The sequence below is a fragment of the Streptomyces erythrochromogenes genome (assembly GCF_036170895.1).
GTDB lineage: Bacteria > Actinomycetota > Actinomycetes > Streptomycetales > Streptomycetaceae > Streptomyces > Streptomyces erythrochromogenes.
Window position 1 is genome coordinate 1,408,794 of record NZ_CP108036.1, and the last position, 26,730, is coordinate 1,435,523.

Sequence of the window (26,730 nt, forward strand, 5' to 3'; positions counted from 1 at the left end):
CGCTTGGGGGACCTTCGCCTTCGAACCCGCAATGGGAGGCACGCCGTGCGGCGCTACCGGACCTTCACAGCCGCCTGTCTGGGCAGTCTCCTGCTGGGCGCTTCACTGGCGGGCGGCTGGACCGCCGACCGCGCCGAGAGCGCCGCCGCGCAGTGCCCGGAGGGCCGGGTCTCCCGGGGAGGCACCTGCCTGCCGGACGACACGGAGGAGTTCGTCGCGCAGCAGGTCACGGAGGCGCTGAAGACGTACAGGCTCACCGCGGCGATGGCCGGGGTGTGGGTGGACGGCGAGCGGGTCTCGACCGCCGCGGCCGGGGAGACGATGACGGGCTTCCCCGCGACGACGGACATGCGGTTCCGCATCGGGTCCGTCGCGATCCCGCTGATGACGACCGAGCTGCTCAAGCTGGTCGACGAGGGCAGGGTCACGCTCGACGACAAGCTCTCCCGCTGGCGCCCGGACCTCCCGCACGCGGCCGAGATCACGCTGAGGATGCTGGCGTCCGCCTCCTCCGGGTACGCGGACTACGTCACGGACAAGGCCTTCATCGCCGCCCTCTACAAGAACCCCTTCCGGCACTGGACCGGCGAGGAGCTGGTACGGATCGCGATGTCCAGGCCCATGGCCCGGCCGCCCGGTTCGGGCTTCGCCTACTCGCACGCCAACTGGGTGCTCCTGGGCGACGTCATCGCCAGGGTGGAGCAGAGGCCCCTGGGGGACGTGATGCGGGAGAACGTCCTGGAACCGATGGGCCTGACGCACACCGCCATCTCGTCCAGGGCCGAGATCCCCGCGCCGGTGCTGCACGGCTTCGACAACGAGCGGGGCGTGTTCGAGGACTCCACCTACTGGGACCCCTCGTGGACGGTGGCGGAGGGGGCGGTGATGACCTCGACGCTGGAGGACATGGCGAAGTCCTTCGCGGCCATCGGCGAGGGGAGGCTGCTGACCCCCGAGTCGCACGAGCTCCAGCTCACGCCCGTGGTCAAGGTCAAGGGGAACGCCTGGTTCGCCCTGGGGCTCCCCGTGGAGAACACCTGGATCCTCCAGAACCCCTCCCTCGCGGGCTACGCCGGTACGGTCGCCTACCTGCCGTCGCGGAAGCTCGCCATCGCGACGGTGGCGACCCAGGGCCTCGGCAGCACCGTCCAGAACGCCAGCTCGAACGTGCTCCAGGCGATCGCCGCCCACCTGGCCCCGGAGCGCCCCGTCACCCTGGGCTGACCTGCTGACCTGCTGACCGCGGGACCCGGTCCCGGCGGGCAGCGGGGGTCAGCGGCGGTGCAGGCGGACCGGCAGCGCCTCGACGCTGTTGCCGATGAAGCTGCGCTGGTGCGGGAGTTCGGCCTCGGGGCCGGCGAGGTCGAGGTCGGGGAAGCGGGTGAACAGCCGCTCCAGGGCGGTGGTGGCCTCCAGGCGGGCGAGCGGGGCGCCGACGCAGTAGTGCGCGCCGTGCCCGAAGGAGAGGCTGCGGGCGGCGGTGGGGCGGGTGATGTCGAAGCGGTCGGCGTCCGGGCCGTGGAAGTCCTCGTCGCGGCCGGCCGCGGTGTAGCCGGCGAGGACCGGGGTGCCCTGGGGGACGACGGTGCCGCCGACGGTCAGGTCGCGGGTGGGGTAGCGGAAGGGGAACCAGCTGACGGGGCCGTCCCAGCGCAGCGTCTCGTCCACGACGTCCGACCAGGTCGCCTTGGCCTCCAGGACGAGGGAGAGCTGGTCGCGGTGCGTGCACAGGGCGCGCACGGCGTTGCTGATGAGGTTGAGGGTGGTCTCGTGGCCCGCGACGAGCATCAGCCGCATGCTGCCGATGAGTTCGGCCTCGCTGAGCCGGTCGCCGTCGTCCTCGCGGGCGGCGATCAGGGCGCTGGTGAGGTCCTCGCCCGGCTCCGCCCGGCGGGTCGCGGCGATCGTGCCCATGAGCTCGACGAGCTCCCGTACGGCGGCCATCGCCTCGGCCGGGGTGGTGTCGGTCGCGACGAGCACCTTGTTGGACAGGTGGTGCAGGCGTCCCCGGTGCTCGGGGTTCACGCCGAGCAGCTCGCAGATGACGCTCATCGGGAGCGGGAGCGCGAAGTGTTCGCGCAGGTCGGCGACCCCGTCGGGGGATGCGGCCGCGGCCCGGTCCAGGTCGTCGAGGAGCTCGGCGGTGAGTTCCTCGACGCGCGGGCGCAGGCGTTCCACCTGGCGGGCCGTGAAGGCCCGGCCGACCAGGGCGCGCAGCCGGCGGTGGTCGTCCTCGTCGGCGGTGTGCATGCCCTGGGCGTTGGCGAAGGCCCGCAGGGGCCAGTCGCGGGGGATGCTGCCGTCGTGGAGGGCGGTGAAGTGCCGGGCGTCCTTGGCCACTTCGGGGTGGGCGAGGAACTCCTTCAGCGCGTCGTGTCCCAGGACGACCGCTCCGGGCACCCCGCCGGGGAGCACGACCTGCGCGACCGCGCCGTGCTCGGCGCGCAGCCGGGCGTTGAGGGCGTGGGGGCAGCCGCCGGCGGGGTCGATCACGTACGGGGTGTCCGGGCCTGGCGGGGTCTGCGGGACGGGTGCGGTGTGCGGGACGGGTGCGGTGTGCGACGACAAGCCGGTTCTCCTGACCTGGTGGACGGAACTCGGTCAACAGTGCTGCTCCGCCGGGTGGTTGGACAAGCCCGCGCCCCGGCCCGTCTCAGAACCAGGTGAGGGTGAGGGGGAAGGCCGCGCCCGCGGTGGCTCCGGTGGAGTCGGTCGCGGTGGCGGTGATCCGGACCGTGCCGCCGCCCCAGGGCCGGCCGGTGATCCGCCCGGAGGCGCTGTCGAGGGTCAGCCCCCAGGGCAGGCCGGTGGCGGCGTACCGGACGGGGGGCTTCCCGCCGGTGGTGGTGAGCTGGATGGTGCAGGGCTGGTTGAACTTGCACGCCTGCGGCCCGGGATCGGCGAGCCTCAGGTCGCCGGGGGTGGGCGTGGGGGTCGGGGTGGGCGTGGGTGTGGGCGTCGGGGTGGATCCGCAGCCCGGCGCGGCATCCGGCGGCAGCGGCACCCGCCAGATCTGGGTGTCGTCCTCCGACCCGACGAGCAGGTTGGCGCAGTCCGCGTACGTGACCGTCTCGCCCTGCGACTGGGCCGGGAGGGCGACGTCCGCGAGCTTGACCCCGGCCGTGTCGTAGACGGAGGCCGTGTTGGCGCCCAGCGGCCCGCCGCTGCGCAGGACGTAGGAGGCCCCCGACGGGGAGTAGGCGCCGTCGGTGGCGAACACCGGGGCGGGACCGACCGCCGTGAGGGTGTTGACCTGCCCGGGAAGCGGCGGCAGCGGGGCCCGGTACAGCCGGCCGGTGGCTCCGATGAGTTTGCTCGCCACGTACATCCGGCCGGTCACCGGGTCGGCGAGCAGGGACTCGGCGTCGTGCCTGCCGTCGGCGTAGGCGAAGCGGTGGGTCACCGGCGTGACGGTGGCGTCGGCGAGCCGCTCCGGCTCGGGGAAGGCGTGGACGGTGATCTCGGCGCGCCCGCTGAGGTTGTCCCCGATGTCGCCGACCAGGATCGCCGGGCCGCCGGCGGCGTCCTTGCCGAGCGCCAGGCCCTCCCAGTCGGTGTTGGCGGCGCCGGAGACGGTGAGGGTGGCCGCAAGCCGGCCGGTCGGGGTGCTGCAGTCGACGGCGAACACCTGGTTCGTGTTGCCGCTGTCGTTGACGGCGTAGAAGACGCCGGGGTGCCTGCGGCTCATGGCGATGCCGCTGAGCTCGGCCAGTCCGCCGGGCAGGGTGCACTTCTTCTCCGGCGCCAGGGACGGGGCCGCGGCCGCCACCGCGGTGTCGGAGGGGGCCGGGGAGGCGGTGGCACTGGTCATCCAGGCGGCCGCGGGCAGGATCGTGGCGAGGGCCGCGGTCGCGAGGGCGGCGGCCCGGGGAGCTGTCAGGAGTGGGGACATGTGCACCATGTGAGGGGACGAACGGCGCCGGCGCCAGGCCCAACCTCCTCCCGTTCGAGCATCGTTCAATGCCACGGGTGCATGTGGCGCGTTTCCGTCGGGGCATGTCCGGTCGGGGCAGGTACGGACAAGGCGTGTTCGGTCGGGACACGTCCGGTCGGGCCACGTTCGGTCAGCGCACGTCCCGTCAGCGCACGGGCTCGCGGACCGGGGCCTTGTGCCCGGCCTGCGCGATGAACGCGCGGGCGGCGCGGCTCAGCGGCCGCCGGGCGTGGGCGATGCCCACCGGGCGCAGCAGGGGCGGGGTGAAGGAGCGGATCTCCGCCCGACTCCCGAACGCCCTCAACACCACGTCCCGGTACCAGATGAGGGAGCCGCGGCCGTCCGTCACACCCGTCACCCAGGCGAGGCGTTCGTCGACTTCTAGGGAGGGCACGGGCCGCACCCCCAGGCAGCTGAACATGGCCTCCATCTCCGTACGCCGGCCGGTGCCGGGGGTGGGCAGCACCATCGGCAGTCCGTCGAGCATGCGGAACGGCACCGGGTCGGGCAGCCGGGAGCCGACCGGGGAGATCAGCACCACCTCGCGTTCCTGGATGAAGTGGGTGGAGAGCTCCTTGTCGACGGGCAGGTCGACCAGGGCCAGCTCCGACCGCCCCTGGGTCAGTGCCTCGACCAGCGCTTCCCGGCTGCTGTGCTGCTGGAGCCGCACGTCGACGTTCGGGTGGCGCTCGGTGAAGGCGACGATCAGGTCGGCGGCCAGGTCCAGCGCCAGGGTGGGGGTGCTGACGAGGGTGAGCACCGCCCTGGTGTCCTTGCCGTGCGAGATCCCGATGTCGTCGATGGCCTCCACCGCGTTGAGCACGGTGCGGGCCAACCGGACGACCCGGGCCCCCTCCGGTGTGAGGTCCACCCCCCTTCCCCGGCGGGCGAGGAGTTCGACCCCCAGGTCCCGTTCCATGGCCTGGACGGCCCGGGACAGGGCGGATTGGGCGACGAAGACCGAGGCCGCGGCGCCGGTGATGGACCGGCAGTCCGCGACGGCGACGAGATACCGGAGCTGGGCGAGGGTGGGGGTCATGACCGGACGGTAACCGCGCGGGGCCGTACCTGTAAGGGCTCGTCCGGTGAACAACTTCCCGCGACCGGCGTGACGTTCATGCCCGGTCGGCCCCCAGGCATACCGGTGCGGCATGCCCGCGGCGCCGCCGTACGCCGGCCCGCGCGGCCGGCCCGGCCCGGGCCGGCCGGGATCGCCGCAGGTCAAAGGCTCGGCGAGGGCGGCCGGTGGGGCCGCCCACGGGCCGCGCCGGGTGTGCCCGGGGTACCGATAATGCGAAGCGCCCTCCTCCGCACGGCTGTTGACAGTGCACAGCGCCCCCCGCACGATGCAACGCGGCGTCCGGGTGTTTGACCACCGTTCAAGCCCGCCGCGCCTCCCGGCTGCGCCGCTCTCCGCCCGCCCGCCGTCCGCCGGCTCGCCCGTCCTCCCGTTCTTCCGCCCTGCCTTGCGTCATGTCACACAGCACTGGAAGAGGAGCGCTCGTGATCCCCCATCCCCCACAGTCTCCCGCCGTCCGCGACCTGGTCGTCGCGGTCAGCCCCTTCGAGGAGCCCCGTCCGCGGATCGTGACCGCCGCCGAACGTGCCGGGGCCCTCGGGCTGCTCGATCTCGGGCGGGACGCGAGCGCCGCCCGCCGCGCACTCGCGGAACTGGGCCGCCGGCTCGGCGGTGCTTCCCCCGGCACCGGCGCCTCCCCCGGCAGCGGCGCGGCCGCGGGCGCGGGCCGGTACGGCGTGCGGGTGCCCGCCGGCTGCCCGCTGGGGCCCGGGGACCTGCCGCCCGAGGTGGACACGGTGCTGCTCGCCGACCCCGCGTCACTCACCCCCGGCAGGGTGGCCGACTGGGCCGCGGCGGCCGGCCGGCCGCGGGTCTGGGCCGAGGTCACCACCCTTTCCGAGGCCACGACCGCGGTGGCCGCCGGCGCGCACTCCCTCGTCGCCAAGGGACACGAGGCCGGCGGCCGGGTGGGCGGGAGCACCACCTTCGTCCTGCTCCAGCAGCTCCTCGCGGACCCCGCGATCGGCCTGCCCGTACTGGCCTGCGGCGGGATCGGGCCGCACACGGCGGCCGCGGCCGTCGCGGGCGGGGCCGCCGGAGTGCTGCTCGACGTACAACTGGCCCTGACCGTCGAGGGAGAGGCCGACCTGCCGCACGAAGTGGCGGCCGCACTGCGGGCGATGGACGGATCGCAGACCCGGGTCCTGAACGGGCACAGGGTGTTCGCCCGGCCCGACCTGACCCCGCCAGAAGGCCCGGTGGCCGGCCTGCTCGGCGCACGGGACCTGCGCACGCAGCTCCTGCCCGTCGGGCAGGACGGTGCGTGCTCCGCCCGGCTGGCCGCCCGCCACCGGACCACCGGCGGCGTGCTCCAGGCCGTACGCGAGGCCGTCACCGGGCATCTGGCGGACGCCGTACGGTCCGAGCCGCTCCTCGGGCCGCTGCCCGTCGCGCAGGGACCGATGACCCGGGTGAGCGACCAGGCGGCCTTCGCCGGGGCGGTGGCCGCCGCGGGCGGGGTCCCCTACCTCGCGCTGGCCGTCATGGAGGGCCCGGACGTACGCCGGCTCCTCGCCGAGACCGCCGAGCGGCTCGGGGACCTCCCGTGGGGCGTCGGCCTGCTCGGCTTCGCCCCGCCCGAGCTGCGGCGGGAGCAACTGGCGGCGGTGACCGGGGCCCGCCCGCCGTACGCGATCATCGCCGGCGGCACCCCGGCGCAGGCCGCCCCGCTGGAGGCGGCCGGGATCCGCACCCACCTGCACGTGCCCTCGCCGGGCCTGCTGGAGCGCTACCTCGCGGAAGGAGCGCGGCGGTTCGTCTTCGAGGGCCTGGAATGCGGCGGGCACGTCGGGCCGCGCGCCTCCTTCCCCCTCTGGGAGGAGCAGATCGATCTGCTGCTGCGCTCCTGCCCCGACCCGGCCGCCCTGGACGTCCTGTTCGCGGGCGGGATCCACGACGAGCGGTCCGCCGCGATGGCCGTGGCGGCCGCCGCACCGCTGGCCGGGCGGGGCGCGCGGATCGGGGTGCTGATGGGCACCGCGTACCTGTTCACGGAGGAGGCCGTGGCGGCGGGCGCGGTGCTGCCGGGGTTCCAGCGGGCGGCACTGGAGTGCGCGGACACCGTGCTTCTGCACACCGCGCCCGGACACGCCACCCGCTGCGCGTCCACCCCGTACGCCGCGACCTTCGAGGCGACCCGGCGGCGGCTCGCGGAGAGCGGCGTCGAACCGCGTGAGATGTGGGAGGAGCTGGAGCGGCTGAACCTGGGGCGGCTGCGGATCGCCAGCAAGGGCCTGCGACGGCCCCCCGGCGGGGGTGCGCCGGAGCCCGTCTCCGAGGAACGGCAGGCGGCCGACGGCCTGTTCATGCTCGGTCAGGCGGCGACCCTGCGCACGCGGACCACGACGGTCGCGGCCCTGCACGCCCAGGTCACCGAAGGTGCCACCGCATGGCTGGAACGGCGGGCCGAGGAGCTGGCCGCCGGCGAGCCGCTCGGGGCCGCCGACCCGGTGGACGTCGCCATCGTGGGCATGGCCTGCGCCTACCCGGGCGCGCAGGACCTCGCCGCCTACTGGGCGATGGTCCTCGCCGGGACGGACGCGGTCACCGAGGTGCCGGCCGAGCGCTGGGACCCGGCGCTCTACTACGACGCCGATCCGGCCCGGGCCGGGGAGCGCACGCCCTCCCGCTGGGGCGGTTTCCTCGGCCCGGTGCCCTTCGACGCGCTCGCGCACGGTATCCCGCCCGCCTCCCTCTCCGCGATCGAGCCGGTGCAGCTGCTGGCCCTGGAGATCTCGGCGCGGGCCCTCGCCGACGCCGGCTACGGCAGGGACCGCGCCTTCGACCGCTCCCGGACGTCGGTGGTCTTCGGCGCGGAGGCCGGCACCGAACTGGCCGGCGCATACGGGCTGCGCGCCCTGCACCCGGCCTACCTCGGCGACCTCCCGGCCGCCCTGGACGAGCAGCTGCCGCGGCTCACCGAGGACTCCTTCCCCGGGATCCTCGCCAACGTCATCGCCGGCCGCGTGGCCAACCGTCTCGACCTGGGCGGCGCGAACTGCACGGTGGACGCCGCCTGCGCCTCCTCCCTCGCCGCGCTCGACCTCGCCTGCCGGCAACTGCGCGACGGGGACAGCGACATGGTGCTGTGCGGCGGCGCCGACGTGCACAACGGCATCAACGACTACCTGATGTTCGCCTCCGTCCACGCCCTGTCCCCCGGCGGCCGCTGCCGGCCCTTCGACGCCGCCGCCGACGGGATCGCCCTCGGCGAGGGCGTCGGCGCGGTCGTACTGAAGCGGCTGGCGGACGCGGAACGCGACGGCGACCGGGTGTACGCCGTGGTCAAGGCGGTGGGCGCCGCCAGCGACGGCCGGTCCCTCGGCCTGACGGCCCCGCGGCCCGAGGGCCAGCGACGGGCCCTGGAACGGGCCTACGCGCGCGCGGGCATCGCCCCTGCGGAGGTGGGCCTGATCGAGGCGCACGGCACCGGCACGGTGGTCGGCGACAGCACCGAACTGGCCGTACTGAGCGACCTGTTCACCGCATCCGGCGCCACCGCCGGAGCCTGTGCACTGGGTTCCGTGAAATCCCAGCTCGGCCACACCAAGTGCGCGGCCGGGCTGGCCGGACTGATCAAAGCCGCCCGCGCCGTCCACTCGGGCGTCCGGCCGCCCACCCTCCACATCGGCACCCCGAACCCGGCCTGGCGGCCGGAAGCCAGCCCCTTCTCCTTCGACACCGAACCCCGGCCCTGGACCGTACCCGCCCACCGGCGCTTCGCGGGGGTGAGCGCCTTCGGCTTCGGCGGCACCAACTACCACGCCGTGCTGGCCGGTTACGGAGGCTCGGAAGAGCCCCGGCACGGCCTGGAGGAATGGCCGGCCGAGCTGTTCTGCTTCCGCGGCGCGGACCGCCGGTCGGCGGGCCGCGCGATGGCACGGCTCGCGGCGCGCCTGGAGGAGAACGACACGGCGGGGCGCCCCTGGACCCTGCGGGACCTCGCGGCCGAGACCGCTCCGGGCGACGCGCCCGTGGCTGTGGCCGTGGTGGCCTCGGACCTCGACGAACTGGCGGTCCGCCTGGAGCAGGCCCGGTCCTACACCCCGGGCCCGGGCGTCCACGTACGGGAGGAGTCCGCGGACCCGGTCCGGGTGGCGTTCCTGTTCCCCGGCCAGGGCAGCCAACGCCCCCGCATGCTGGGCCGGTTGTTCACCGCCTTCCCCGGTCTGCGCGGCCTGCTGGACACGGCTCCCCCGGAAGTGGTGTCGGCGATGTTCCCGCCGGCGGCGTTCACCGCCGAGGGGCGGGCCGCGCAGCGGGCGGCGGTCACCGACACCCGGGTCGCCCAGCCGGCCCTCGGCCTGGCGGGAGCCGCGGCGCACCGGTTGCTCGGCGAACTCGGCGTACGGCCCGACTGCGTGGCCGGGCACTCGTACGGGGAGCTCACCGCGCTGTGGGCGGCGGGGGCCTACGACACGCAGAGCCTGCTCCGGCTGAGCGCACACCGCGCCGAGGCGATCCTGGCGGCGGCCGGCGCGGACCCGGGGGCGATGGCGGCGGTGTCGGCCGCGCCGGAGGAGGTCCGGGAGCTCGCCGCCCGTGCGGGGTGTGTGGTGGCGAACCACAACGCGCCGCGGCAGTGCGTGATCTCGGGCCCGTCGCCGGCCGTCGCCGCGGCGGTGGCCGCACTGCGCGAGGCGGGCCTGCCGGCGGAGCCGATCCCGGTCGCCTGCGCGTTCCACAGCGAGGTGGTGGCGGGGGCGGCGGCCTCCCTGGCCGGGGAACTGGCGCGGACGCCGGTGACCGCGCCGGCCGTCCCGGTGTGGTCGAACACGACGGCCGAGCGGTATCCGGCGACGGCCGAAGGCGTACGCAGCCTTGCGGCTCGCCAGGTCGCCGAGCCGGTCCGGTTCGTGGAACAGGTGGAGGCCATGTACGCGGCCGGCGTGCGGACCTTCGTGGAGGCGGGGCCCGGGCGGGTCCTGTCCGGACTCGTCGGCCGGATCCTCGGCGAGCGCCCGCACACGGCGGTCCCGCTGGACGTGCCGGGCGAAGACGGCCTGGTCCGCCTGGTCACGGCGCTGGCCGAACTGACGGCGGCGGGCGTTCCGGTGGCCCCGGAGGCCCTCTTCCGCGGCCGGACCTCCCGCCTCCCGGACCGCGCCCCGCGCCGGCCGGGCTGGCTGGTGGACGGCCACCTGGTCCGCACGACGGACGGCACCCCGGTCCGAGGCGGCCTGCAGCCGGCCCGCCGCGTACGGATCCCTGCGGCGCCGGAAACGGGTACGGCGGCAACCGGCACGGGAGCGGGCACGGAGTCCGACACGACGAGGAAGACGGCCATGGCCGACGAGGGAGCGTGGTCGACGATGAACGGCACGGGCACAGGCACGGCCACCACCAGGCCGATACCGTCGGCCGGCTCGGACGGCTCGGACGGCTCGGCCTCGGACGGGCGCGAAGAGGCGGTACTGGAGTACCTGCGCGGCGCCCGCGCCCTGGTGGAGGCCCAACGGGACGTCCTGCTGGCCTACTTGGGCACCCCGCGCCCGCCCGACGGCCAAGGCGGTTCCGGCGGGGTCGGGAGCGTGCGGGGACGATCCCCGCAGGGCGCCGAACGCACCGCCGCCACACGCCCCGACCCGGAGGCCCGTTCTTCGGCGGCCGAGGAGACGCCCCGGCGCGCGCCCGGCCCCGCCGGAACCGCCCCCGGCGAAGCCCCCCGCGAAGCGCCCGGCACGGGCCCCCGCCCGGGACCCCGCTCCGCCCAGGACGTCATGGACGTGGTCCTGGACATCGTCCACACCCGGACCGGCTACCCCCTGGACATGCTCGACCCCGACCTGGACCTGGAGGCGGACCTCTCCATCGACTCCATCAAGCGCGTGGAGATCATCGGAGCCCTCGCCGACCGGATCGGCCTCCCCCAGGCCCCGGACCGGACCCCGGACCAGGACGGATCCGCCGAGTCCGCGATCGAGGAGCTGTCCCGGCTCAAGACCCTGCGCGGCATCGTGGACTGGGTCACCTCCCACACCCCCGGCGGCCCGACCGCGGAATCGGAACCCGCCGCACCGGCGGTCGGCCGGCTCCGCGTGGACCTCTCCCCCCTCCCCCCGGCCGACGGCGACCCGGCAGCCCTCCACGGTCTGCGGATCGGGATCGTCGAGGACGACCAGGGCCTCGCGCCCGCCCTCGCCGCCGCCCTGGAGGCCCTGGGCGCCGAACCGCGGATCCTCCGCACGGCCGAGGCCGGGCTCGACGGCATCGTCGACCTGTCCTCCCTGCGGGCGGGAGCCGAACCCGTACTGCCCGAAGCCTTCCCGGGCCTGCGCAACGCCCTGACCGGCGGAATCCCAAGGCTGCTGCTCGTCGCCGCCGGCGGCCCGGGCGCCCCCGGCGGAGCCGGACTGCACGGCTTCGCCCGCTCCGCCGCCCTCGAATTCCCCGCCGCGCTGGTGCGCGCCGTGGACGTCCACCCCAAGGAGGACCCGGAGCGCGTCGCCGCGCAGCTCGTCTGCGAACTGGGCTCCTCCCTCCCGGCCCACGCCTCCGTCGGCTACACCCCCGAGGGGACGCGTGTCGCCCGCCGGCCGGTGCCCGCTCCCCTGCCCGCCCCGGACGGGCCCCGGCCCGCCCTCCTGGACCCGGGCTCGGTGGTCCTCCTCACGGGCGGGGCCCGCGGGATCACCGCACGCACGGCGCTCGCCCTGGCCCGCGCGACCGGATGCCACATCGAACTGGTCGGCCGCACCCCCGAGCCGCCCCCCTCGCCGAGCCCCTCTCCGAACCCCGCGGCGGACGCGTTCGCGCACGCCCAGGACCGCGTCGCGCTGCGCGCCGCCCTGATCGCCTCCGGACTGCGCAGGCCCGCGGAAATCGAGGCGGCGGCCTCGCGGATCCTCGCCGAGCGCGAGGTGCGGGCCACCCTCACCGCCCTCGCCGCGGTGGCGGCCTCCGTCCGCTACCACTGCGCGGACGTCACCGACGAGCGGGCCGTACGGGCGGTCGTGGCCGACGTACGGGAGCGCCACGGACGGCTGGACGGCATCGTGCACGGCGCCGGGATCCTGCGCGACGGGCTGCTGCGCGACAAGCGGCCGGAGGACTTCACCGAGGTGTTCACCACCAAGGTGGCCGGGGCCCGGCACCTGGCTGCCGCGGCCGCCGAGCACGGGACGTGGCCCGCGCCCCGCTTCCTGGCCCTGTTCGGCAGCGTCGCGGGGGTGTACGGGAACCGCGGGCAGAGCGACTACGCCGCGGCCAACGACGCGCTCGACGGCCTCGCGCACACCTGGGCGGAGTCCTTCCCCGGGCGGGTGCTGTCCGTCGACTGGGGACCCTGGGCGGCCGAAGCGGGCGGGATGGTCACTCCCGAGCTGGAGCGCGCCTACGCCCAGCGCGGTGTCCCGCTCCTCGCACCGGACGCCGCAGCCTCCGCCTTCCTCGACGAACTGGCCCGCGGGAGCGACGTACAGGTGGTCCTGATGGCGCCGTCGGCACCCACGGCACCGGAGGGCTCCGGCGATGAGTGAACGACGGCCACGGCAGGGCGGCGGCCCCCGCCCGACCGACGCGGCGATCGTCGGGATGGGCGCGGTGTTCCCCGGAGCCGCCGATCTGGCCGCCTACCGCCGCAATCTCCTCGCCGGTACGGACTGCATCGGCGACGTCCCGCCCGAACGCTGGGACCCGGAGGTGTACTTCGACCCGGAGGCGGCCGCCGGGCCCGCGGCCGGCGACCGCTTCTACTGCCGGCGCGGCGGCTTCGTCGACGGTCTCGCCGCCTTCGACCCGACCCGGTTCGGAATCATGCCGGCCGCCGTGGAGGGCGCCGAACCCGACCAGATGCTGGCCCTGCACGCGACGGCCGAGGCGATCGCCGACGCCGGCGGCGAGGACCGGCTGCCGGCCGACCGCTCGCGGATCGGGGTGGTGCTGGGCCGCGGCGGGTTCATGGGCGTGGCCACCGCCCGGCTGGACCAACGGGTGCGTACGGCGCACCAGTTGGCGCAGACCCTGCGCGAACTGGCGCCGGAGCTGGGCGAGCGGCGGATCGCCGCGGTGCGCTCGGCCTTCCAGGACGCCCTGGGGCCGGAACGGCCCGACGCCTCGATCGGGCTCGTCCCGAGCTTCACGGCGGCCCGGACCGCGAACCGGCTGGACCTGCGCGGGCCCGCCTACACGCTCGACGCGGCCTGCGCCTCCTCCCTGCTGGCGGTGGACCAGGCCGTGGGGCTGCTGGCGGCCGGGCGCTGCGACGCGGTGGTCGCCGGGGCGGTGCACCACTGCCACATCGCGACGCTGTGGAGCGTCTTCACCCAGCTGCGGGCGCTCAGCCCGAGCGGGTCCATCAGGCCCTTCGACCGCAGGGCCGACGGGACCCTGCTGTCCGAGGGCACCGGGGTGGTGCTCCTCAAGCGGCTGGCGGACGCGGAGCGGGACGGCGACCGCGTGTACGCGGTGGTCCGCGGGACGGGCGTGGCCGGGGACGGCCGCGCGGCGAGCCTGATGAGCCCCCTGGTCGCGGGCCAGGTACGGGCCCTGGAGCGGGCCTGGCGGGAGGCCGGCCTGGACCCGCGGGAGGCGGGCGCGCTGGGGCTGCTGGAGGCGCACGGCACGGGCACCCCGGTCGGGGACGCCGCCGAACTGGACACCCTGGCGCAGGTCTTCGGCCCGCCGGGGCCGGACGGGCCCGGGATCGGCTTCGGTTCGGTGAAGTCGATGCTCGGGCACACGATGCAGGCCTCGGGCATGGCCGGGCTGATCAAGGCCGCGCTCGCGGTGCACGAGGGGGTGCTGCCGCCGACGCTGCACCTGGAGGAACCGCACCCCGACCTGGCCCGGACCCGGATGCGGCCGGTGGCCGCGGCGCAGCCGTGGGAGCGCGGTCCGGCGCCCCGCCGGGCCGGGGTCAACGCCTTCGGCTTCGGTGGGATCAACGCGCACGCGGTGCTGGAGGAGGCCCCGGCGGCCGCCCGCCCGAGGCTCCCGGTGCGACGTTTCCTGCCGCTGGGCGGCGCGGTCGCGCCCTCGGGTCCGGCCGCGCACGGCGACGTACTCCTGATCGGGGCGGACACCCCGGCCGAGCTGTCGGCGCGGCTGGCGGCCGCCTCCCCCGTGTCCGGGGGCGAGGGGCCCTGCCGGGTCGCGGTGGTCGGGCCGACGCCCCAGCGGCTCGCGCTGGCGGCGAAGGTGGTGGCGCGCGGCCGGCCGTGGCGCGGCCGCGGCGACGTGTGGTTCGCGCGGCAGCCGCTGGGCGGGCAGGTGGCGTTCCTGTTCCCGGGCCTGGAGCCGGAGTTCGCGCCCGTGGTCGACGACGTCGCGGAGCGGTTCGCGCTGACGCCGCCCCGCCTCACCCGGGGCGCGTCGCTCGTGGAACGTGCCCTGGACGCGATCGCGACCGGCCGCTTCTACGCCCGGGTCCTGCCGGCCCTCGGCGTCGGGGCCGACGTACTGGCGGGCCACAGCCTGGGCGAGTGGGCGGCGATGGTGGCGGCCGGCATGTATCCGCAGGAGGCCGCCGACACCTTCCTGGACTCGCTGCGCCCGGGCGACCTGCGGGTCCCGGACCTCGTGTACGCGGCGCTGGGCTGCGGCGCGCCCCGGGCGCAGGCAGCGCTGCACGGCATGGACCGGGTGGTGCTCAGCCACGACAACTGCCCGCACCAGTCGGTGGTCTGCGGCGAACCGGACCAGGTGGCGGCCGTGGTCGCCCGCCTGCGCGCCGACGGGGTCCTCGGCCAGGAGCTGCCGTTCCGTTCGGGCTTCCACACCCCGATGTGGGAGCCGTACCTCGGCCAGGTCCGCGCGGCCTTCGACCGGCTGCCGCTGCGGCCCGGCTCCCTCCCGGTCTGGTCGGCCACGACGTGCGCGCCGTTCCCGTCCGCTCCGCGGGACGTGCGGAACCTGGTGGTCCGTCACCTCCTGGAGCCGGTCCGCTTCCGCGAGCTGGCCCTGGGGCTCTACGAGCAGGGCGTGCGCACCTTCGTCATCCTGGGTCCGGGCAGCCTGCCCGGCTTCGTCGAGGACACCCTGCGCGACCGCCCCCACCTCTCGGTGTCCACCTCCGCACCCCGGCTCGGCGGCCTCGCGGCCCTGGAACGCACCTGCGCCGCCCTCTGGTCCGAGGGCCACACGGTGTTCCCTGCGGGAAGCCCGACGTGGCTCAAGGCCGGGGCCGGGCCGCGCGACCGCCCGCGGGTAGGGGCCTCGGCCGAGGCCGCAGGAGGCAGGTCCCCGGTCGGGGCCGAGCCCGGCTCCGCTCAGACCGGCGCACCGGTGCCACCGGGGACCGCAGGCCGCCCGGACTTCCGGCCGGGGACGGCCCGGGTCGGTGACGGGCGGAGCCCGGTCGGCGCGGCCGAACCGGACCGCGCCGCGGGCACCGGTACGGGCTGCGCCGTCCCCCTGGACCTCGGGTCGCCGTTGGTGCGGCTCGGCGAGGAGGCCCGGGCCTCCCTGGCCGGCATGCTCGCCCCGGCCCCGGCCCCGGCACCCGCCGCGCGGCCGGTGGACCGGCCGGTGCTGCTGTCCGCTCTGGACGCCGTACTCGCCGACACCGACGCGGCCGCTCGGGCCGTGACCGGGGCATGGACGGCATCGGGAAGCGCTCCGGGGCCGGGCCGGAGGACCGAGCCGGAGGCCGGGACCGGAACGGGGCCCAGCCCGGGAGCCGCCCCGGACGCCGGGAGCGGAGCCGGGTCGGGCCTTGCGGCCGGTGCCGCAGGAGGCGGGGCGCAGACCCTCCGGCTTTCCCTCGCCGAGCTGCCCTGCGTACGGGACCACTGCGTCTACCTCCAGCCCGACGGCTGGTCCGAGGACTCCGACCGGTTCCCCGTCGTGCCCATGACCACCATGCTGGAGCTGGCCGCCGACGCCGCCCGGCGGCACGCCCCGCCCGGCCTCGCCGTCGTCGGCTACGAGGACGTACGGGCCCTGCGGTGGCTCGCCGTCGAGCCGGCCGTCGACGTCGAGGTCTCCGTCCGCCCGGACGGGCCCGGCCGGATGCGCGTCGCGCTCGGCGCCTACGCCTCGGTGGTCGTGCTGTTCGGCGAGCGGTACGAAGGGCCGCCGGCACCCGACGGCACGCCGCTGCGCGACGCCGGGCCGGCCCCGGTCAGCGCCGAGGCCCTCTACCGGGACCGGTGGATGTTCCACGGGCCGCGTTTCGCCGGGGTCCACGAGGTCCGGGCGGTCGGCTCGGACGGCATCCACGGCGTGCTGCGGGTCCTGCCCGACCCGGGTGCGCTCCTCGACGCCGCAGGGCAGCTCTTCGGGCACTGGATGCAGCTTCGGCTCCCGGTGGACCGGCTGGTGTTCCCGGCCACCGTGGACCGCATCCGCCTCTACGGTCCGCCGCTGGCCCCGCCGGAGCTGCTCGCCGCCACCGCCCGGATCCGTGCCGTGCAGGACGTCACCGTACGCGGGGACGTCGAGTTGCGCCGGCCCGGCGGCGAGGTGTGGGCCCGGATCGAGGGGTGGACGTACCGCCGCTTCGGCGCCGACGAGCGGGTCTGGCCGATGAAGTTCACCCCGGAGGTCTGCGGCATCGGCGAGCCCCGGCCGGAGGGCTGGTGCCTGGCGCGGCGCCGCTGGAGCGATCCCGCCTCTCAGGAGCTGGTGATGCGCCGCTACCTCGGCGCCGCCGAGCGGGAGGTCTACGAGCGGCTGGCGCCGCGGGCCCGGGCGCCCTGGCTGCTGGGCCGGATCGCGGCCAAGGACGCGCTGCGCGGGCTGCTGTGGGACGGCGGTGCCGGGCCGGTGTTCCCGGCCGAGGTTCCGGTCGGCAACGACCCCGCCGGCCGGCCGCTGGCCGAGGGGCCGCTCACCCGCGGCTTCCGGCTGTCGATCGCCCACAAGGACCGGATCGCGGTCGCCCTCGCCCACCCCGACCGGGCGGTCGGCATCGATGTCGAGGCGGTGACCGCCGACCCGGACGCGCTGGTCCGGATAGCCCTCGGGCCGGGTGAACTCCGGCTCGCCGAAAGGCTGGCCGCCCACGGGGACCGCGGCCTGCCGGCCGCGCTGACCGCGCTGTGGTGTGCCAAGGAGGCCGCCGCGAAGGCGGACGGCGGCGGGCTGGGCGGCCGGCCCCGGGACTGGCGGGTGACCGGCGACCGGGATTCCGGCGAGCTGCTCGTGACGTCCCCCGACGGCGCCCCGTACCCGGTCCGCACCACCCTGCTCACCGGTACTCCGCCCGCCGACCCGGCGATCGCCGGCCCGCCGGTCACCGCGCCACCGACCGATCACGTCGTCGCCTGGACCCCGCACCCCGCGGCGGCGGCGCCCGCCGTCCCCTTCCACCTCACGGAGACCCGTCATGGCAACTGACATCCTCGCCGAGATCACCGGCATGCTCGTGGAGATCGTCGGCGACGAGTACCTGCTCGCGGAGGAGGTCACGATGAAGACGACGTTCAACGAGGACCTCGCCCTGGAGAGCGTCGAGTTCGTCGCCCTCGCCGAGCTGCTCCACCATCGCTACGGCGCGGACGTGGATCTGATGGGCTTCCTCGCGGAAAAGGACATGGACGCCATCCTGGCCATGTCCGTCGGCGAACTCGTCACCCACATCGGCCGGATCACCCGGTCGTCCCTGGCCCGGGCCCACGTCTCGGCGGGCGACTCTCCCGCGTCGGCCGGCTGAGCCCGCCATGGCCGTCGTACTCGCCGACTCCCTCCACTTCCACGTCCAGCGACTCCCGGCCGCTGCCGGCGCCGACGCTCCCGACCGTCCCGCCGTGGTGTTCCTGCACGGCCTGGTCGTCGACAACCTGTCCTCCTTCTACTGTCCGCTGGCCGTGCCGGTGGCCCGGTCCGGGCACGAGGCCGTCCTCTACGACCTGCGCGGCCACGGCCGCACCGAACGCCCCGCCACCGGCTACGACAGCCGCACCGCCGTACGCGACCTGTTCGCGCTGCTGGCCGCCCTGGGCCTGGGGCACCGTCCCGTGCACCTGGTCGGCAACAGCTACGGCGGCACCCTCGCCCTGCACGCCGCCCTGGCCCGGCCCGACCGCGTCAGCGGGCTCACCCTCCTCGAACCCCCGCTCAGCGGAGCCTGGGTGGAGAACATGGTGGACACGCTGTCGGCCGCCGCCCTCAGCCTGGAGGACAGTCCGGTACCCGCCGAGCTGCGCACCCTGCGGCTGCGCAAGGCCGCCAACCTCACGGCCATCGCCGACGCCCTCCTCAACCGCACGTCGCTCATCGACGACATCGCCGCGAGCCGCCCCTTCACACGGGCCGACCACGCCCGGCGGGCCTGCCCGGCCCTGATCGTCTGCGGGGAACACTCCGAGCTGGTGCACGGAGCCCGCGAGCTGGCCCGGCACGCACCCCGCTGCGAGCTGCGGATCCTGCCGGGCCTGGGGCACGACGTCCTCAAGGAGAGCAGCGGGGTCCTGCGGGAAGCCGTGCTCGCCCACATCGCGGCGACGGCCCCGACGACCCCGGCGGCCTCATCGGCCGCGGCGACGGCGGCCCGGCCGCGGGCAGGAGCTCTGGTCCGGTGAGGGTGCTGTTCACCGTGCCGCCGCTGGCGGGGCACGTCAATCCGACCGTGGCCGTCGGGGCCGAACTCGCCGCCCGGGGCCATGAGATCGCCTGGACCGGCCCGGCGGGCGCGCTCGCCCGCCTGCTTCCCGCCCAGGCCCTGATCCTGCCCGCCGGCGAGGAGGCGGGCGGTGCGTACTCGGAGCTCCACGAGCGCTGGCGGAACCTGCGCGGGGTGGGTGCGCTGCGGTTCCTGTGGGAGGAGGCGCTGGTGCCGCTGGCCCGGGCGATGGTGCCGGGCGTGGAGCGGGCCGTGCGCGCCTTCGGACCGGACGTGGTGGTCGCCGACCAGCAGGCCCTGGCCGGACCGCTGGTCGCCCGGCGGCTCGGCGTGCCCTGGGCGACGTCCGCCAGTACCTCGGCCGAACTGACCCGGCCCTTCGCGGACTTCCCGAAGGTCGGCGAGTGGGTGGCCGGGCAGATCGCCGGCCTGCTCGCGGAGTTCGGCGCGGGCCGGCCGCCGCGGGCAGGGGAGGCACAGGGGTGGGACCCGAGGTTCTCGGAGCGGCTGGTGCTGGTGTTCTCCACACCCGAACTCGTCGGAACCGCCGGGGAGTTCCCCGCACACCACGCGTACGTCGGCCCGGCGTTCGGAGCCCGTCCGGCCGCGCCCGGGTTCCCCTGGCAGCGGCTGGATCCGGGGCGCCGGCGCGTACTGGTGTCCCTCGGCACCCTCAACCAGGAGGCCGGCGCCCGGTTCTACGAAGCGGTACTGGGCGCGGCCGAACGACTCTCCGAGGAGGTCCAGCTGGTCCTGGCGGCGCCCGCCGCCGTGGTCGGGGAGGTACCGGACCACGCGCTCCTCCAGGAGAGCGTCCCGCAGCTGGAGCTGCTGGCGCACCTGGACGCGGTGGTCTGCCACGCCGGGCACAACACCGTCTGCGAGACCCTCGCACACGGGCTGCCGCTGGTCGTCGCGCCCATCCGGGACGACCAGCCGATCGTGGCCCGGCAGGTGGTCGAGGCCGGCGCCGGAGTCCGGGTCCGGTTCGGCCGGACGCGGGCCGAGGAACTGCGCGACGCGCTCACCGCCGTACTGGACGACCCCGGCCACCGCCGGGCAGCCCGGCGGATTCAGGCCTCATTCGCCGCGGCGGGCGGGGCCGCCGCCGCGGCCGACCGGTTGGAGAAGCTGATATGACGCACCCTCCGCTCTCCCGGGTCCACTGGACCTCCGCGGTGTTGCTGGCCGCCCTCGGCGCGGGCACCGTACGCGCCGCGCTGCGGCTGCGGGCCCTGCCGGTGCTTCCGGTGGTGCCGCCCACGTCGGCGGGGGTGCCGCGGCCCGCCGGGTGGCGGCTGCTGACCGCCGGCGGGGTCGAGCCCGACGCGGCCACCTTCCTCACCGCCTGCGCGTACGCGGAGGGCGAGGGGCTGCGGGTGCTGGACCTGCTGCCCGCGGACCTGGCCGCCGAACGGGCGCTGGGGCTGCTGCGCCTGGTCGACCCCGCCCGCTACCGGTGGGACCGACTGGGAGAGGGGCGCGGCGCCGGGTTCGCCGTCCTCGCCACCGAGGAGGTGCTGGAGCGGGCCGGGGTGGATCCTGGCGGTCCGCGCCCGGACCCGGCGGAACTGCTCGCGCTGACGCGCCGTTTGAAGGAGTACGCCGTCGGCGCGACGGGGCTGGCCGTCGCCCCGGGCCTGAGCTGTGGAGGGCCCGGGGACACCGGGGGCCCGGCGCGTGCCGCGGAGCTGCGGGCCCAGGGGCTGCCGCCGGGCGCGCTGGCCGCCGCGCAGCTGTGCGGGCTGGCGCTGCTCGCGGGCGCCGCCGGGCGCCAGGGCCGCTGGGGTGCGGCTGCGGCCGGGCTGTACTGGCTCCAGCCGTACCTGGTGCTGGGCCGGCCCGGGTCGCCGCTGCGGCCGGCGGATCTGGCCCGGGCCACCGCCGCCCGACCGGTGCGCTCCCTGGTCTCCGCCGTGCGTACGGCCCGGGCGGCCGGCCCGGACCGCGCTCCCGACGCCGCTCGGGCGGCCGCGTACCGGGACGACCTGGCCGGGGGCACCGACCGCTTCCTGGAGGCGCGCCGTCCGGACTGCCCGTGGTGCGGCTCCGGCCGGCTCTCGGTGCGCGTGCGGGTGCCCGACCTGCTCCAGGGCAAGCCGGGCCGGTTCACCCTGGAGCGGTGTTGGGACTGCGGGCACGTCTTCCAGAACCCCCGGCTGACCCCGGAGGGGCTGGACTTCTACTACCGCGACTTCTACGACGGGCGCGGCGGCGAGGGCGCCGGCACGGTCTTCGGCCGGCTGGGCGCCGCCTACCGGGGGCGCGCCGAGATGCTCCTGCCCCACGCGGACCCGGCGTCCTGGCTGGACGTCGGCACCGGGCACGGACACTTCTGCAACGCGGCGCGGGCCGTGTGGCCGCGGACCCGGTTCGACGGGCTCGACATGGGCGACGGGGTCCGCGAGGCGGAACGCCGCGGTTGGGTGGAGACCGGATACCAGGGCCAGTTCCCCGAATTCGCCCCGAAGCTGGCGGGCCAGTACGAGGTGGTCAGCATGTACCACTACCTGGAGCACACCCGGGATCCGCTCGCCGAGCTGGATGCGGCGGCGGTCGCCCTCGCCCCCGGCGGGTTCCTGGCGATCGAGCTGCCCGATCCGGAGTCGCGGATGGGGCGGCTCCTCGGCCCGGCCTGGCTGCCGTGGTTCCAGCCGCAGCACCAGCACCTGGCCCCCGCCGCGAACCTGCGCGAGGCGCTGGCCGACCGCGGGTTCACGGTCGTCGCTGAGGAACACGGACCGGCCCACCAGGGCAACGACTTCTTCGGCGCGGTGGCGCTCACGGCGACGCGCCTGGCTCCCGACCCGGACCGGCCGTGGGGCCCGCCGGCCACGCGCCGGACCCGGGCCCTCGCCCACGCCGTACGGCTGGCGGCGCTGCCGTGCTTCGCGGGTGCGGCGGTGCTCGACGCGCTGCGCACGGCGGCGGCCCGGCGCACGGACGGCGGCAACGCCTACCGGATCCTGGCCCGCAAGGACGCCCGGTGACCGGCCCGGCCGGCTCCGTCGGCCCCGTCGCCGCGACCACGGGCACGCCCACCGGTCCGGCCGCTCGGGCTGCCGGCCCCACGGCCACCGTTCCGGAGGACCCGGACCCGGACCCGGGCCCGTCCGGGCGGGCGGCCGGGACGACCGCTTCCGGCGGAGCCCGGCCCGACACTGCGGGCCTCGCCGGAGGCGACCTGGCCCGCCGGGCCACCGCCGATCCGCTGTTCCGGCTCGTCGCCTACGCCCTGGAGGCCGCGCACGGGCGGCCCCCGGCCGCCGTGTGGAGCGCCCCGTACGCCTTCCGGCTGGGTTCCCCCGGGCTCGTCGCCGCCGCGGGCTGGCCGACGGCCGCCGCCGCGGCTCCCCGCGACGACGGCCTGGTGCGGCTCAGTTCCCTCGGTCATCCGGCGGACGGCTGCGATCTGCCGCTCACCCTGTCCGGGCCGCTGCCCGACGCGCCCGCCTGGGCCGTCCGGCCGTACACCGTGCTGCGGGCCCTGGCCCGCGCCGGGTACGGCCGCGGCGGGACGGACCTGCACGTGCAGGGCTCGCTCACGGGCGCCGCCGGACTGGCCACGGCCGAGCCGGCCGACTGCGCGGTGGCGCTGGCGGTGGCCGACGTGCACTCGGCGGCCGGCGAGCGGCCCGACCGCGCGTTCCTGGCCCGGCTGCTGGCCGGGGCCGTGCCGGAGGGGGACGACGGCCTGCGCCGGGCGGTGTTCCACGCCCGGCCCGGCAGGGCCCTGCTGCTGGGGGCACGGCCGCGGCGGCGCCGGTACGTCGCCTTCGACCCGGCGGCCTCGGGGGCACGGCTGGTGCTGATGGCCGTACGGGGCGGGGCCGCGGACCGCCCCCGGGAGCTGGCCCGTGCCGTGTCCTGCGCCCGCCGGGCCGGGGCGCTGAGCGCCTGGCCGCCCGGGCAGCGGCCGGGGCGGAGCCTGCTGATGCTGCTGCCCGAGACGCGTCTGACGGCGGTGCGGTCCGCGGTCGCGGAGGACTTCCGCGGCCGGGGCCGGCCCGTACCGCGCTTCCTGAACATCGTCGTGGCCGGTGCGGCCCGGCGCGAGGAATGACCCGCCCAACCCCCAAGGAGAACCGCCCATGCCCACGCACCCACCCTCACCGACGGCGCGCACGAGACGCCGCGCCCTGTGGTCCGCGGCCGTCGCCGGGATCGGCACGCTCGGCCTGCTCGGCGCCTTCACGGTCGCCAACTCGCAGGCGGCCGAGCCCGGTTCGGCTGCTCCGGCAGCCGCCGCGGCGGCCCTGCCCGCCTACGACCACGTGGTGGTCGTCGTGTACGAGAACAAGCAGTACGGGGAGATCATCGGGAGCGCGAACGCCCCGTACATCAACCAGCTGGCGAACGGCGGCGCGAGCCTGACCGGCATGAAGGCGCTCACCCACCCCAGCCAGCCGAACTACTTCAACCTCTTCTCCGGATCCACGCAGGGCATCACCGGGGACGGCTGCTACACGCCGCAGTCGATGACGGCGCCCAACCTCGGCCAGGAGCTGATCGCGGCCGGCAAGACCTTCGCGACGTACAACGAGGACCTGCCGGGCGAGGGTTCCACCGTCTGCACGAACGGCCAGTACGCGCAGAAGCACAACCCGTGGTTCGCCTTCAAGAACGTGCCGCTGAACACCGGTAAGACGTGGACGCAGTTCCCGCAGAACAACTTCGCGGCACTGCCCGACCTGTCCTTCGTGGTCCCCAACCAGTGCAACGACATGCACTCGTGCTCCGTCGGCACCGGTGACACCTGGACCAGGAACAACATCGACGCCTACGCGCAGTGGGCGAAGGCCAACAACAGCCTGCTGGTGCTGACCTGGGACGAGGACAACTACCTGGGGTCGAACCAGATCGCCACCGTCTTCTACGGCGCGAAGGTCAAGACGGGCAAGTACGCCACGGCCTTCAACCACCACCATCTGCTGCGGACCTTCGAGGACCTCTTCGGCACGGCGACGCACGCGGGCAACGCGGCCAACGTCCAGCCGATCAGCGAGGTGTTCGACACCTCGGCGCAGCCCACGCCGACGCCGACCCCCACACCGACGCCCACCCCCACTCCGACCCCGACCCCGGGCGGTCTGAAACTGGCCGACCCGGGCCCGCAGACCTGCAAGTTCAACCAGTCCTGCACCGTCCAGCTCAGCGCCACCGGCGGCAGGCCGCCGGTCCGGTACGCGGCCACGGGTCTGCCCTGGGGTCTGACCGTCGACGCCGCCACCGGCCGGATCAGCGGCAAGCCGTGGTCCGTCGGCACGATCCCGATCACCGCGACCGCGACCGACTCCACGGGCACGACCGTCACGGCCGCCTTCCCGCTCACCGTCAACTGGTTCTGACCCGGCCCCGGAGGCATCCGTGTACCTGTCGACCAGCCGGGCCGCGGACGCCTCCGCGGACGCCCCGGCACCGAAGGGCCCCCTGCGGGCCGTCCCCGGCACGGTGTTCGCGCTCGGACTGGTCAGCCTGGTCACGGACGTCTCCGCGGAGATGGTCACCGCCGTCCTGCCGCTGTACCTGATGGCAGGACTCGGCATGTCCCCGCTCGCGTTCGGCGCCCTGGACGGTCTCCACCAGGGCGCCACCGCGCTGCTGCGCCTCGCCGGCGGCCGGATCTCCGACCGGACCCGCCGCCACAAGCTCGTCGCCGGCACCGGGTACGCGCTCTCCGCGGCGTGCAAGGCGGCACTGCTCGCCGTCACCACCCCCTGGTCGGTGGCGGCGGTGCTCGCCGCGGACCGGACCGGGAAGGGCCTGCGCACCGCCCCGCGCGACGCGCTGATCTCGTTTGCGGTACCGCCCGGGATGCAGGGCCGCGCCTTCGGGGTGCACCGGGCGCTCGACACGGCGGGCGCGCTGCTCGGGCCGCTGGCCGCGTTCGGGGTGCTGTGGGTGGCGGTCGACGGGTACGCGGCGGTGTTCACCGTCAGCTGCTGCGTCGCCGTCCTGGGCGTGGTGATGCTCGCGCTCTTCGTACGGGAGGCCCCGGCGCCCGCGGCTCCCCGCGCCTGCGCGCCGCCGCCCGTACGCTCCCTCCTGCGGATCGCGGGCCTGCGGCGGCTGTGCCTGACGGCCGCCGTGCTCGGCCTGTTCACCGTCGGCGACGCCTTCCTCTACCTGCTGCTCCAGCGCCGCCTGGACCTGTCGGCCGCGTACTTTCCGCTGCTGCCCGTCGGTACGGCGGCCGTGTTCCTGCTGGCCGCGGTACCCGTGGGCCGGCTCGCCGACCGGGTGGGGCGCGGGCGGGTCTTCCTCGGCGGACACGCAGCCCTGCTCGGCGCCTGCCTGCTGCTCCTGGCCCCGCTGCCGGCCGGGGCGCTGGTGGTCGTCGGCGTGCCGGCGCTGCTCGGCCTGTTCTACGCGGCCACCGACGGGGTGCTGATGGCCGCCGCCGGGCCGCTGCTCCCGGCCGGGCTGCGCACGACGGGGCTGGCGGTGCTCCAGACGGCGCAGGCGCTGGCCCGGTTCGGGGGGTCCGTACTGTTCGGGGCGGCCTGGACGGTGTGGGGGCCGGGCGCGGCGCTGGCCGGCGCGGCGGGCGGGCTGCTGCTGTCCCTGTCGGCGGTCGCCGTGTTGGGCGGGCGCCGGGCGGGCGGCCCGTCGTAGGGTCGTGGCATGACTCTCGAAGGTGCCGAAGGTCTCGAAGGCAGGGTGGCCCTCGTCGCGGGCGCGACCCGTGGCGCGGGCCGGGGCATCGCGGTACAGCTGGGGGCGCGGGGCGCGACCGTGTACGTGTCGGGCCGCAGCACCCGGGGCCGGCGTTCGGAGTACGACCGGCCCGAGACGATCGAGGAGACCGCGGAGCTGGTCACCGCGGCGGGCGGCCGGGGGATCGCGGTGGTCGCCGACCATCTCGTGCCGGGCGAGGTGGAGGCGCTGGTCCGGCGGATCGACACCGAACAGGGCCGCCTCGACGTGCTGGTCAACGACATCTGGGGCGGGGAGCTGCTCTTCGAGTGGGACAGCACGGTCTGGGAGCACGACCTGGACAAGGGGCTGCGGCTGTTGCGGCTGGCGGTGGAAACGCACGCCATCACCAGCCACTTCGCAGTGCCGTTGCTGCTGCGCGAGCCGGGCGGCCTGGTGGTGGAGATGACGGACGGCACCGCCGACTACAACGCCACCCGCTACCGGGTCTCCTTCTTCTACGACATCGCCAAGTCCTCGGTGCTGCGCATGGCGTTCGCGCTCGGGCACGAGCTGGGCCCGCGCGGCGCGACGGCCGTGGCCCTGACACCGGGCTGGCTGCGCTCGGAGATGATGCTCGACGCCTACGGCGTGACGGAGGAGACCTGGCGGGACGCGCTGGCCAAGTCCCCGCACTTCGCGATCTCCGAGACCCCCGCGTACGTGGGCCGCGCGGTCGCGGCGCTCGCCGCGGACCCGGAGGTCTCCCGCTGGAACGGCCAGTCCCTCTCCAGCGGCCGCCTGGCCCAGGTCTACGGCTTCACGGACCTGGACGGCAGCCGCCCGGACGCCTGGCGCTACCTGGTCGAAGTCCAGGACCCCGGCCGCCCGGCGAACACCACCGGCTACCGCTAGGCCGTCTCTTCCGGATCCCGGACGGCGCGTGATTCCGTCCACGTAGGGTGGGGCGGGGACCCGCGTCGCGCGGTCCGTACGGGACGCGGGGGCAACCGGACGTGATGAACAAGCAGGCTCGAACGCAATGGTGGGAGGGGCTGCCCGCCGGGATCCGCAACCAGATCGACGGGTACGTCCTCCAGGACTCGCTGATGGCGGCGATCCGTGTCGTCACCGAGATCGGATTGGCCCCCGACGGAATCGGGGCCGCCACCGCGCAGCTCATCGTCAGCGACCGGTACGCGCACCACGGTGACCGGATCGCCCGAGAGCCCGACACTCCCCTGGACCATGAGTCGTTGGTTCGGCGCGTCGGAGGGATCCTCGGTAGCGTCGTGGCGATCGAGGCGGTCTGGGACGGCGACACCGTCCACGACTGGTTCGTGCGGCTGCTGGCCATCACGGCCGAGCCGGCAGAGGAGTACGCACTGGCCTTCATCCACCGGTCCCTGGCCGAACGCCACCTCGGAGAAGGCGCGAAGCTCGATGGCCGCCATCCCGTGGCTGTGGCGGCCGAGAGGGCCGGCGGGGACCTCGCGGCCCACCTCTGCGTCCCCTTCCACTTCTCGAGCCCGGACACACCGGACGACGATGCCCCCCGCTGGCAGCCCTGAGCACGGC

The 26,730-nt window shown here is 75.9% G+C and carries 15 protein-coding genes; 12 read left to right on the top strand and 3 right to left on the bottom strand.

Annotated features, from left to right (window positions below; all coding sequences use genetic code 11):
* Positions 1–45: 45 nt before the first annotated feature.
* Positions 46–1,224 (top strand): serine hydrolase domain-containing protein, encoded by a 1,179-nt coding sequence (locus OHA91_RS06775; protein WP_328738827.1) that lies wholly within the window; start codon positions 46–48, stop codon positions 1,222–1,224.
* A gap of 48 nt (positions 1,225–1,272) precedes the next feature.
* Here OHA91_RS06775 and OHA91_RS06780 read toward each other — a convergent pair whose 3' ends face one another.
* From OHA91_RS06780 to OHA91_RS06790, 3 genes are all read right to left on the bottom strand, one after another.
* Complete coding sequence (locus OHA91_RS06780) at positions 1,273–2,493, bottom strand: cytochrome P450 family protein (RefSeq protein WP_328741095.1); 1,221 nt, start codon at positions 2,491–2,493, stop codon at positions 1,273–1,275.
* A 160-nt stretch (positions 2,494–2,653) separates the two neighbouring features.
* Positions 2,654–3,892, bottom strand: a complete 1,239-nt coding sequence (locus OHA91_RS06785; protein ID WP_328738828.1) for an Ig domain-containing protein — start codon at positions 3,890–3,892, stop codon at positions 2,654–2,656.
* 187 nt (positions 3,893–4,079) lie between these two features.
* On the bottom strand, positions 4,080–4,973 hold the full coding sequence (locus OHA91_RS06790; RefSeq protein WP_031146833.1) for a LysR family transcriptional regulator: 894 nt from the start codon (positions 4,971–4,973) through the stop codon (positions 4,080–4,082).
* A 464-nt stretch (positions 4,974–5,437) separates the two neighbouring features.
* Between OHA91_RS06790 and OHA91_RS06795 the strand changes: the two genes are divergently transcribed.
* From OHA91_RS06795 to OHA91_RS06845, 11 genes are all read left to right on the top strand, one after another.
* On the top strand, positions 5,438–12,490 hold the full coding sequence (locus OHA91_RS06795) for an SDR family NAD(P)-dependent oxidoreductase (RefSeq protein WP_328738829.1): 7,053 nt from the start codon (positions 5,438–5,440) through the stop codon (positions 12,488–12,490).
* Positions 12,483–17,291 carry a polyketide synthase gene (locus tag OHA91_RS06800; protein WP_328738831.1) on the top strand — a complete coding sequence of 1,603 codons (4,809 nt, stop codon included), beginning with the start codon at positions 12,483–12,485 and terminating at the stop codon, positions 17,289–17,291. The genes OHA91_RS06795 and OHA91_RS06800 overlap by 8 nt, the downstream gene beginning before the upstream one ends.
* Positions 17,281–17,607: a hypothetical protein gene (locus OHA91_RS06805; protein WP_031146827.1), complete on the top strand. Its 327-nt coding sequence runs from the start codon at positions 17,281–17,283 to the stop codon at positions 17,605–17,607. Before OHA91_RS06800 ends, OHA91_RS06805 begins: the two co-directional genes overlap by 11 nt.
* A 7-nt stretch (positions 17,608–17,614) precedes the next feature.
* Positions 17,615–18,475 carry an alpha/beta fold hydrolase gene (locus OHA91_RS06810; protein ID WP_328738832.1) on the top strand — a complete coding sequence of 287 codons (861 nt, stop codon included), beginning with the start codon at positions 17,615–17,617 and terminating at the stop codon, positions 18,473–18,475.
* 2 nt (positions 18,476–18,477) lie between these two features.
* Positions 18,478–19,656, top strand: coding sequence for a glycosyltransferase (locus tag OHA91_RS06815; protein ID WP_266496833.1), 1,179 nt, complete (start codon positions 18,478–18,480; stop codon positions 19,654–19,656).
* The gene (locus tag OHA91_RS06820) at positions 19,653–21,506 is read left to right on the top strand and encodes a class I SAM-dependent methyltransferase (protein WP_328738833.1); all 1,854 of its coding nucleotides are present in this window, start codon (positions 19,653–19,655) and stop codon (positions 21,504–21,506) included. The genes OHA91_RS06815 and OHA91_RS06820 overlap by 4 nt, the downstream gene beginning before the upstream one ends.
* A complete protein-coding gene (locus tag OHA91_RS06825; RefSeq protein ID WP_328738834.1) occupies positions 21,503–22,579 on the top strand; it encodes a galactokinase in 1,077 nt (358 codons plus the stop codon). The genes OHA91_RS06820 and OHA91_RS06825 overlap by 4 nt, the downstream gene beginning before the upstream one ends.
* Before the next feature lie 28 nt (positions 22,580–22,607).
* Positions 22,608–23,864, top strand: coding sequence for an alkaline phosphatase family protein (locus OHA91_RS06830; RefSeq protein WP_328738835.1), 1,257 nt, complete (start codon positions 22,608–22,610; stop codon positions 23,862–23,864).
* Between the two features lie 19 nt (positions 23,865–23,883).
* Positions 23,884–25,131, top strand: a complete 1,248-nt coding sequence (locus tag OHA91_RS06835; RefSeq protein ID WP_266493838.1) for an MFS transporter — start codon at positions 23,884–23,886, stop codon at positions 25,129–25,131.
* A 9-nt stretch (positions 25,132–25,140) separates the two neighbouring features.
* Positions 25,141–26,067 carry an SDR family oxidoreductase gene (locus OHA91_RS06840; RefSeq protein ID WP_031146814.1) on the top strand — a complete coding sequence of 309 codons (927 nt, stop codon included), beginning with the start codon at positions 25,141–25,143 and terminating at the stop codon, positions 26,065–26,067.
* 104 nt (positions 26,068–26,171) lie between these two features.
* A complete protein-coding gene (locus OHA91_RS06845) occupies positions 26,172–26,723 on the top strand; it encodes a hypothetical protein (RefSeq protein WP_266493834.1) in 552 nt (183 codons plus the stop codon).
* Positions 26,724–26,730: the final 7 nt, after the last annotated feature.

Coding starts and splice junctions, on each gene's coding strand:
- OHA91_RS06785 (WP_328738828.1), bottom strand. CDS start 3,892: ATGTCCCCACTCCTGACAGCTCCCCGGGCCGCCGCCCTCGCGACCGCG.
- OHA91_RS06790 (WP_031146833.1), bottom strand. CDS start 4,973: ATGACCCCCACCCTCGCCCAGCTCCGGTATCTCGTCGCCGTCGCGGAC.
- OHA91_RS06800 (WP_328738831.1), top strand. CDS start 12,483: ATGAGTGAACGACGGCCACGGCAGGGCGGCGGCCCCCGCCCGACCGAC.
- OHA91_RS06805 (WP_031146827.1), top strand. CDS start 17,281: ATGGCAACTGACATCCTCGCCGAGATCACCGGCATGCTCGTGGAGATC.
- OHA91_RS06810 (WP_328738832.1), top strand. CDS start 17,615: ATGGCCGTCGTACTCGCCGACTCCCTCCACTTCCACGTCCAGCGACTC.
- OHA91_RS06820 (WP_328738833.1), top strand. CDS start 19,653: ATGACGCACCCTCCGCTCTCCCGGGTCCACTGGACCTCCGCGGTGTTG.
- OHA91_RS06830 (WP_328738835.1), top strand. CDS start 22,608: ATGCCCACGCACCCACCCTCACCGACGGCGCGCACGAGACGCCGCGCC.
- OHA91_RS06840 (WP_031146814.1), top strand. CDS start 25,141: ATGACTCTCGAAGGTGCCGAAGGTCTCGAAGGCAGGGTGGCCCTCGTC.
- OHA91_RS06845 (WP_266493834.1), top strand. CDS start 26,172: ATGAACAAGCAGGCTCGAACGCAATGGTGGGAGGGGCTGCCCGCCGGG.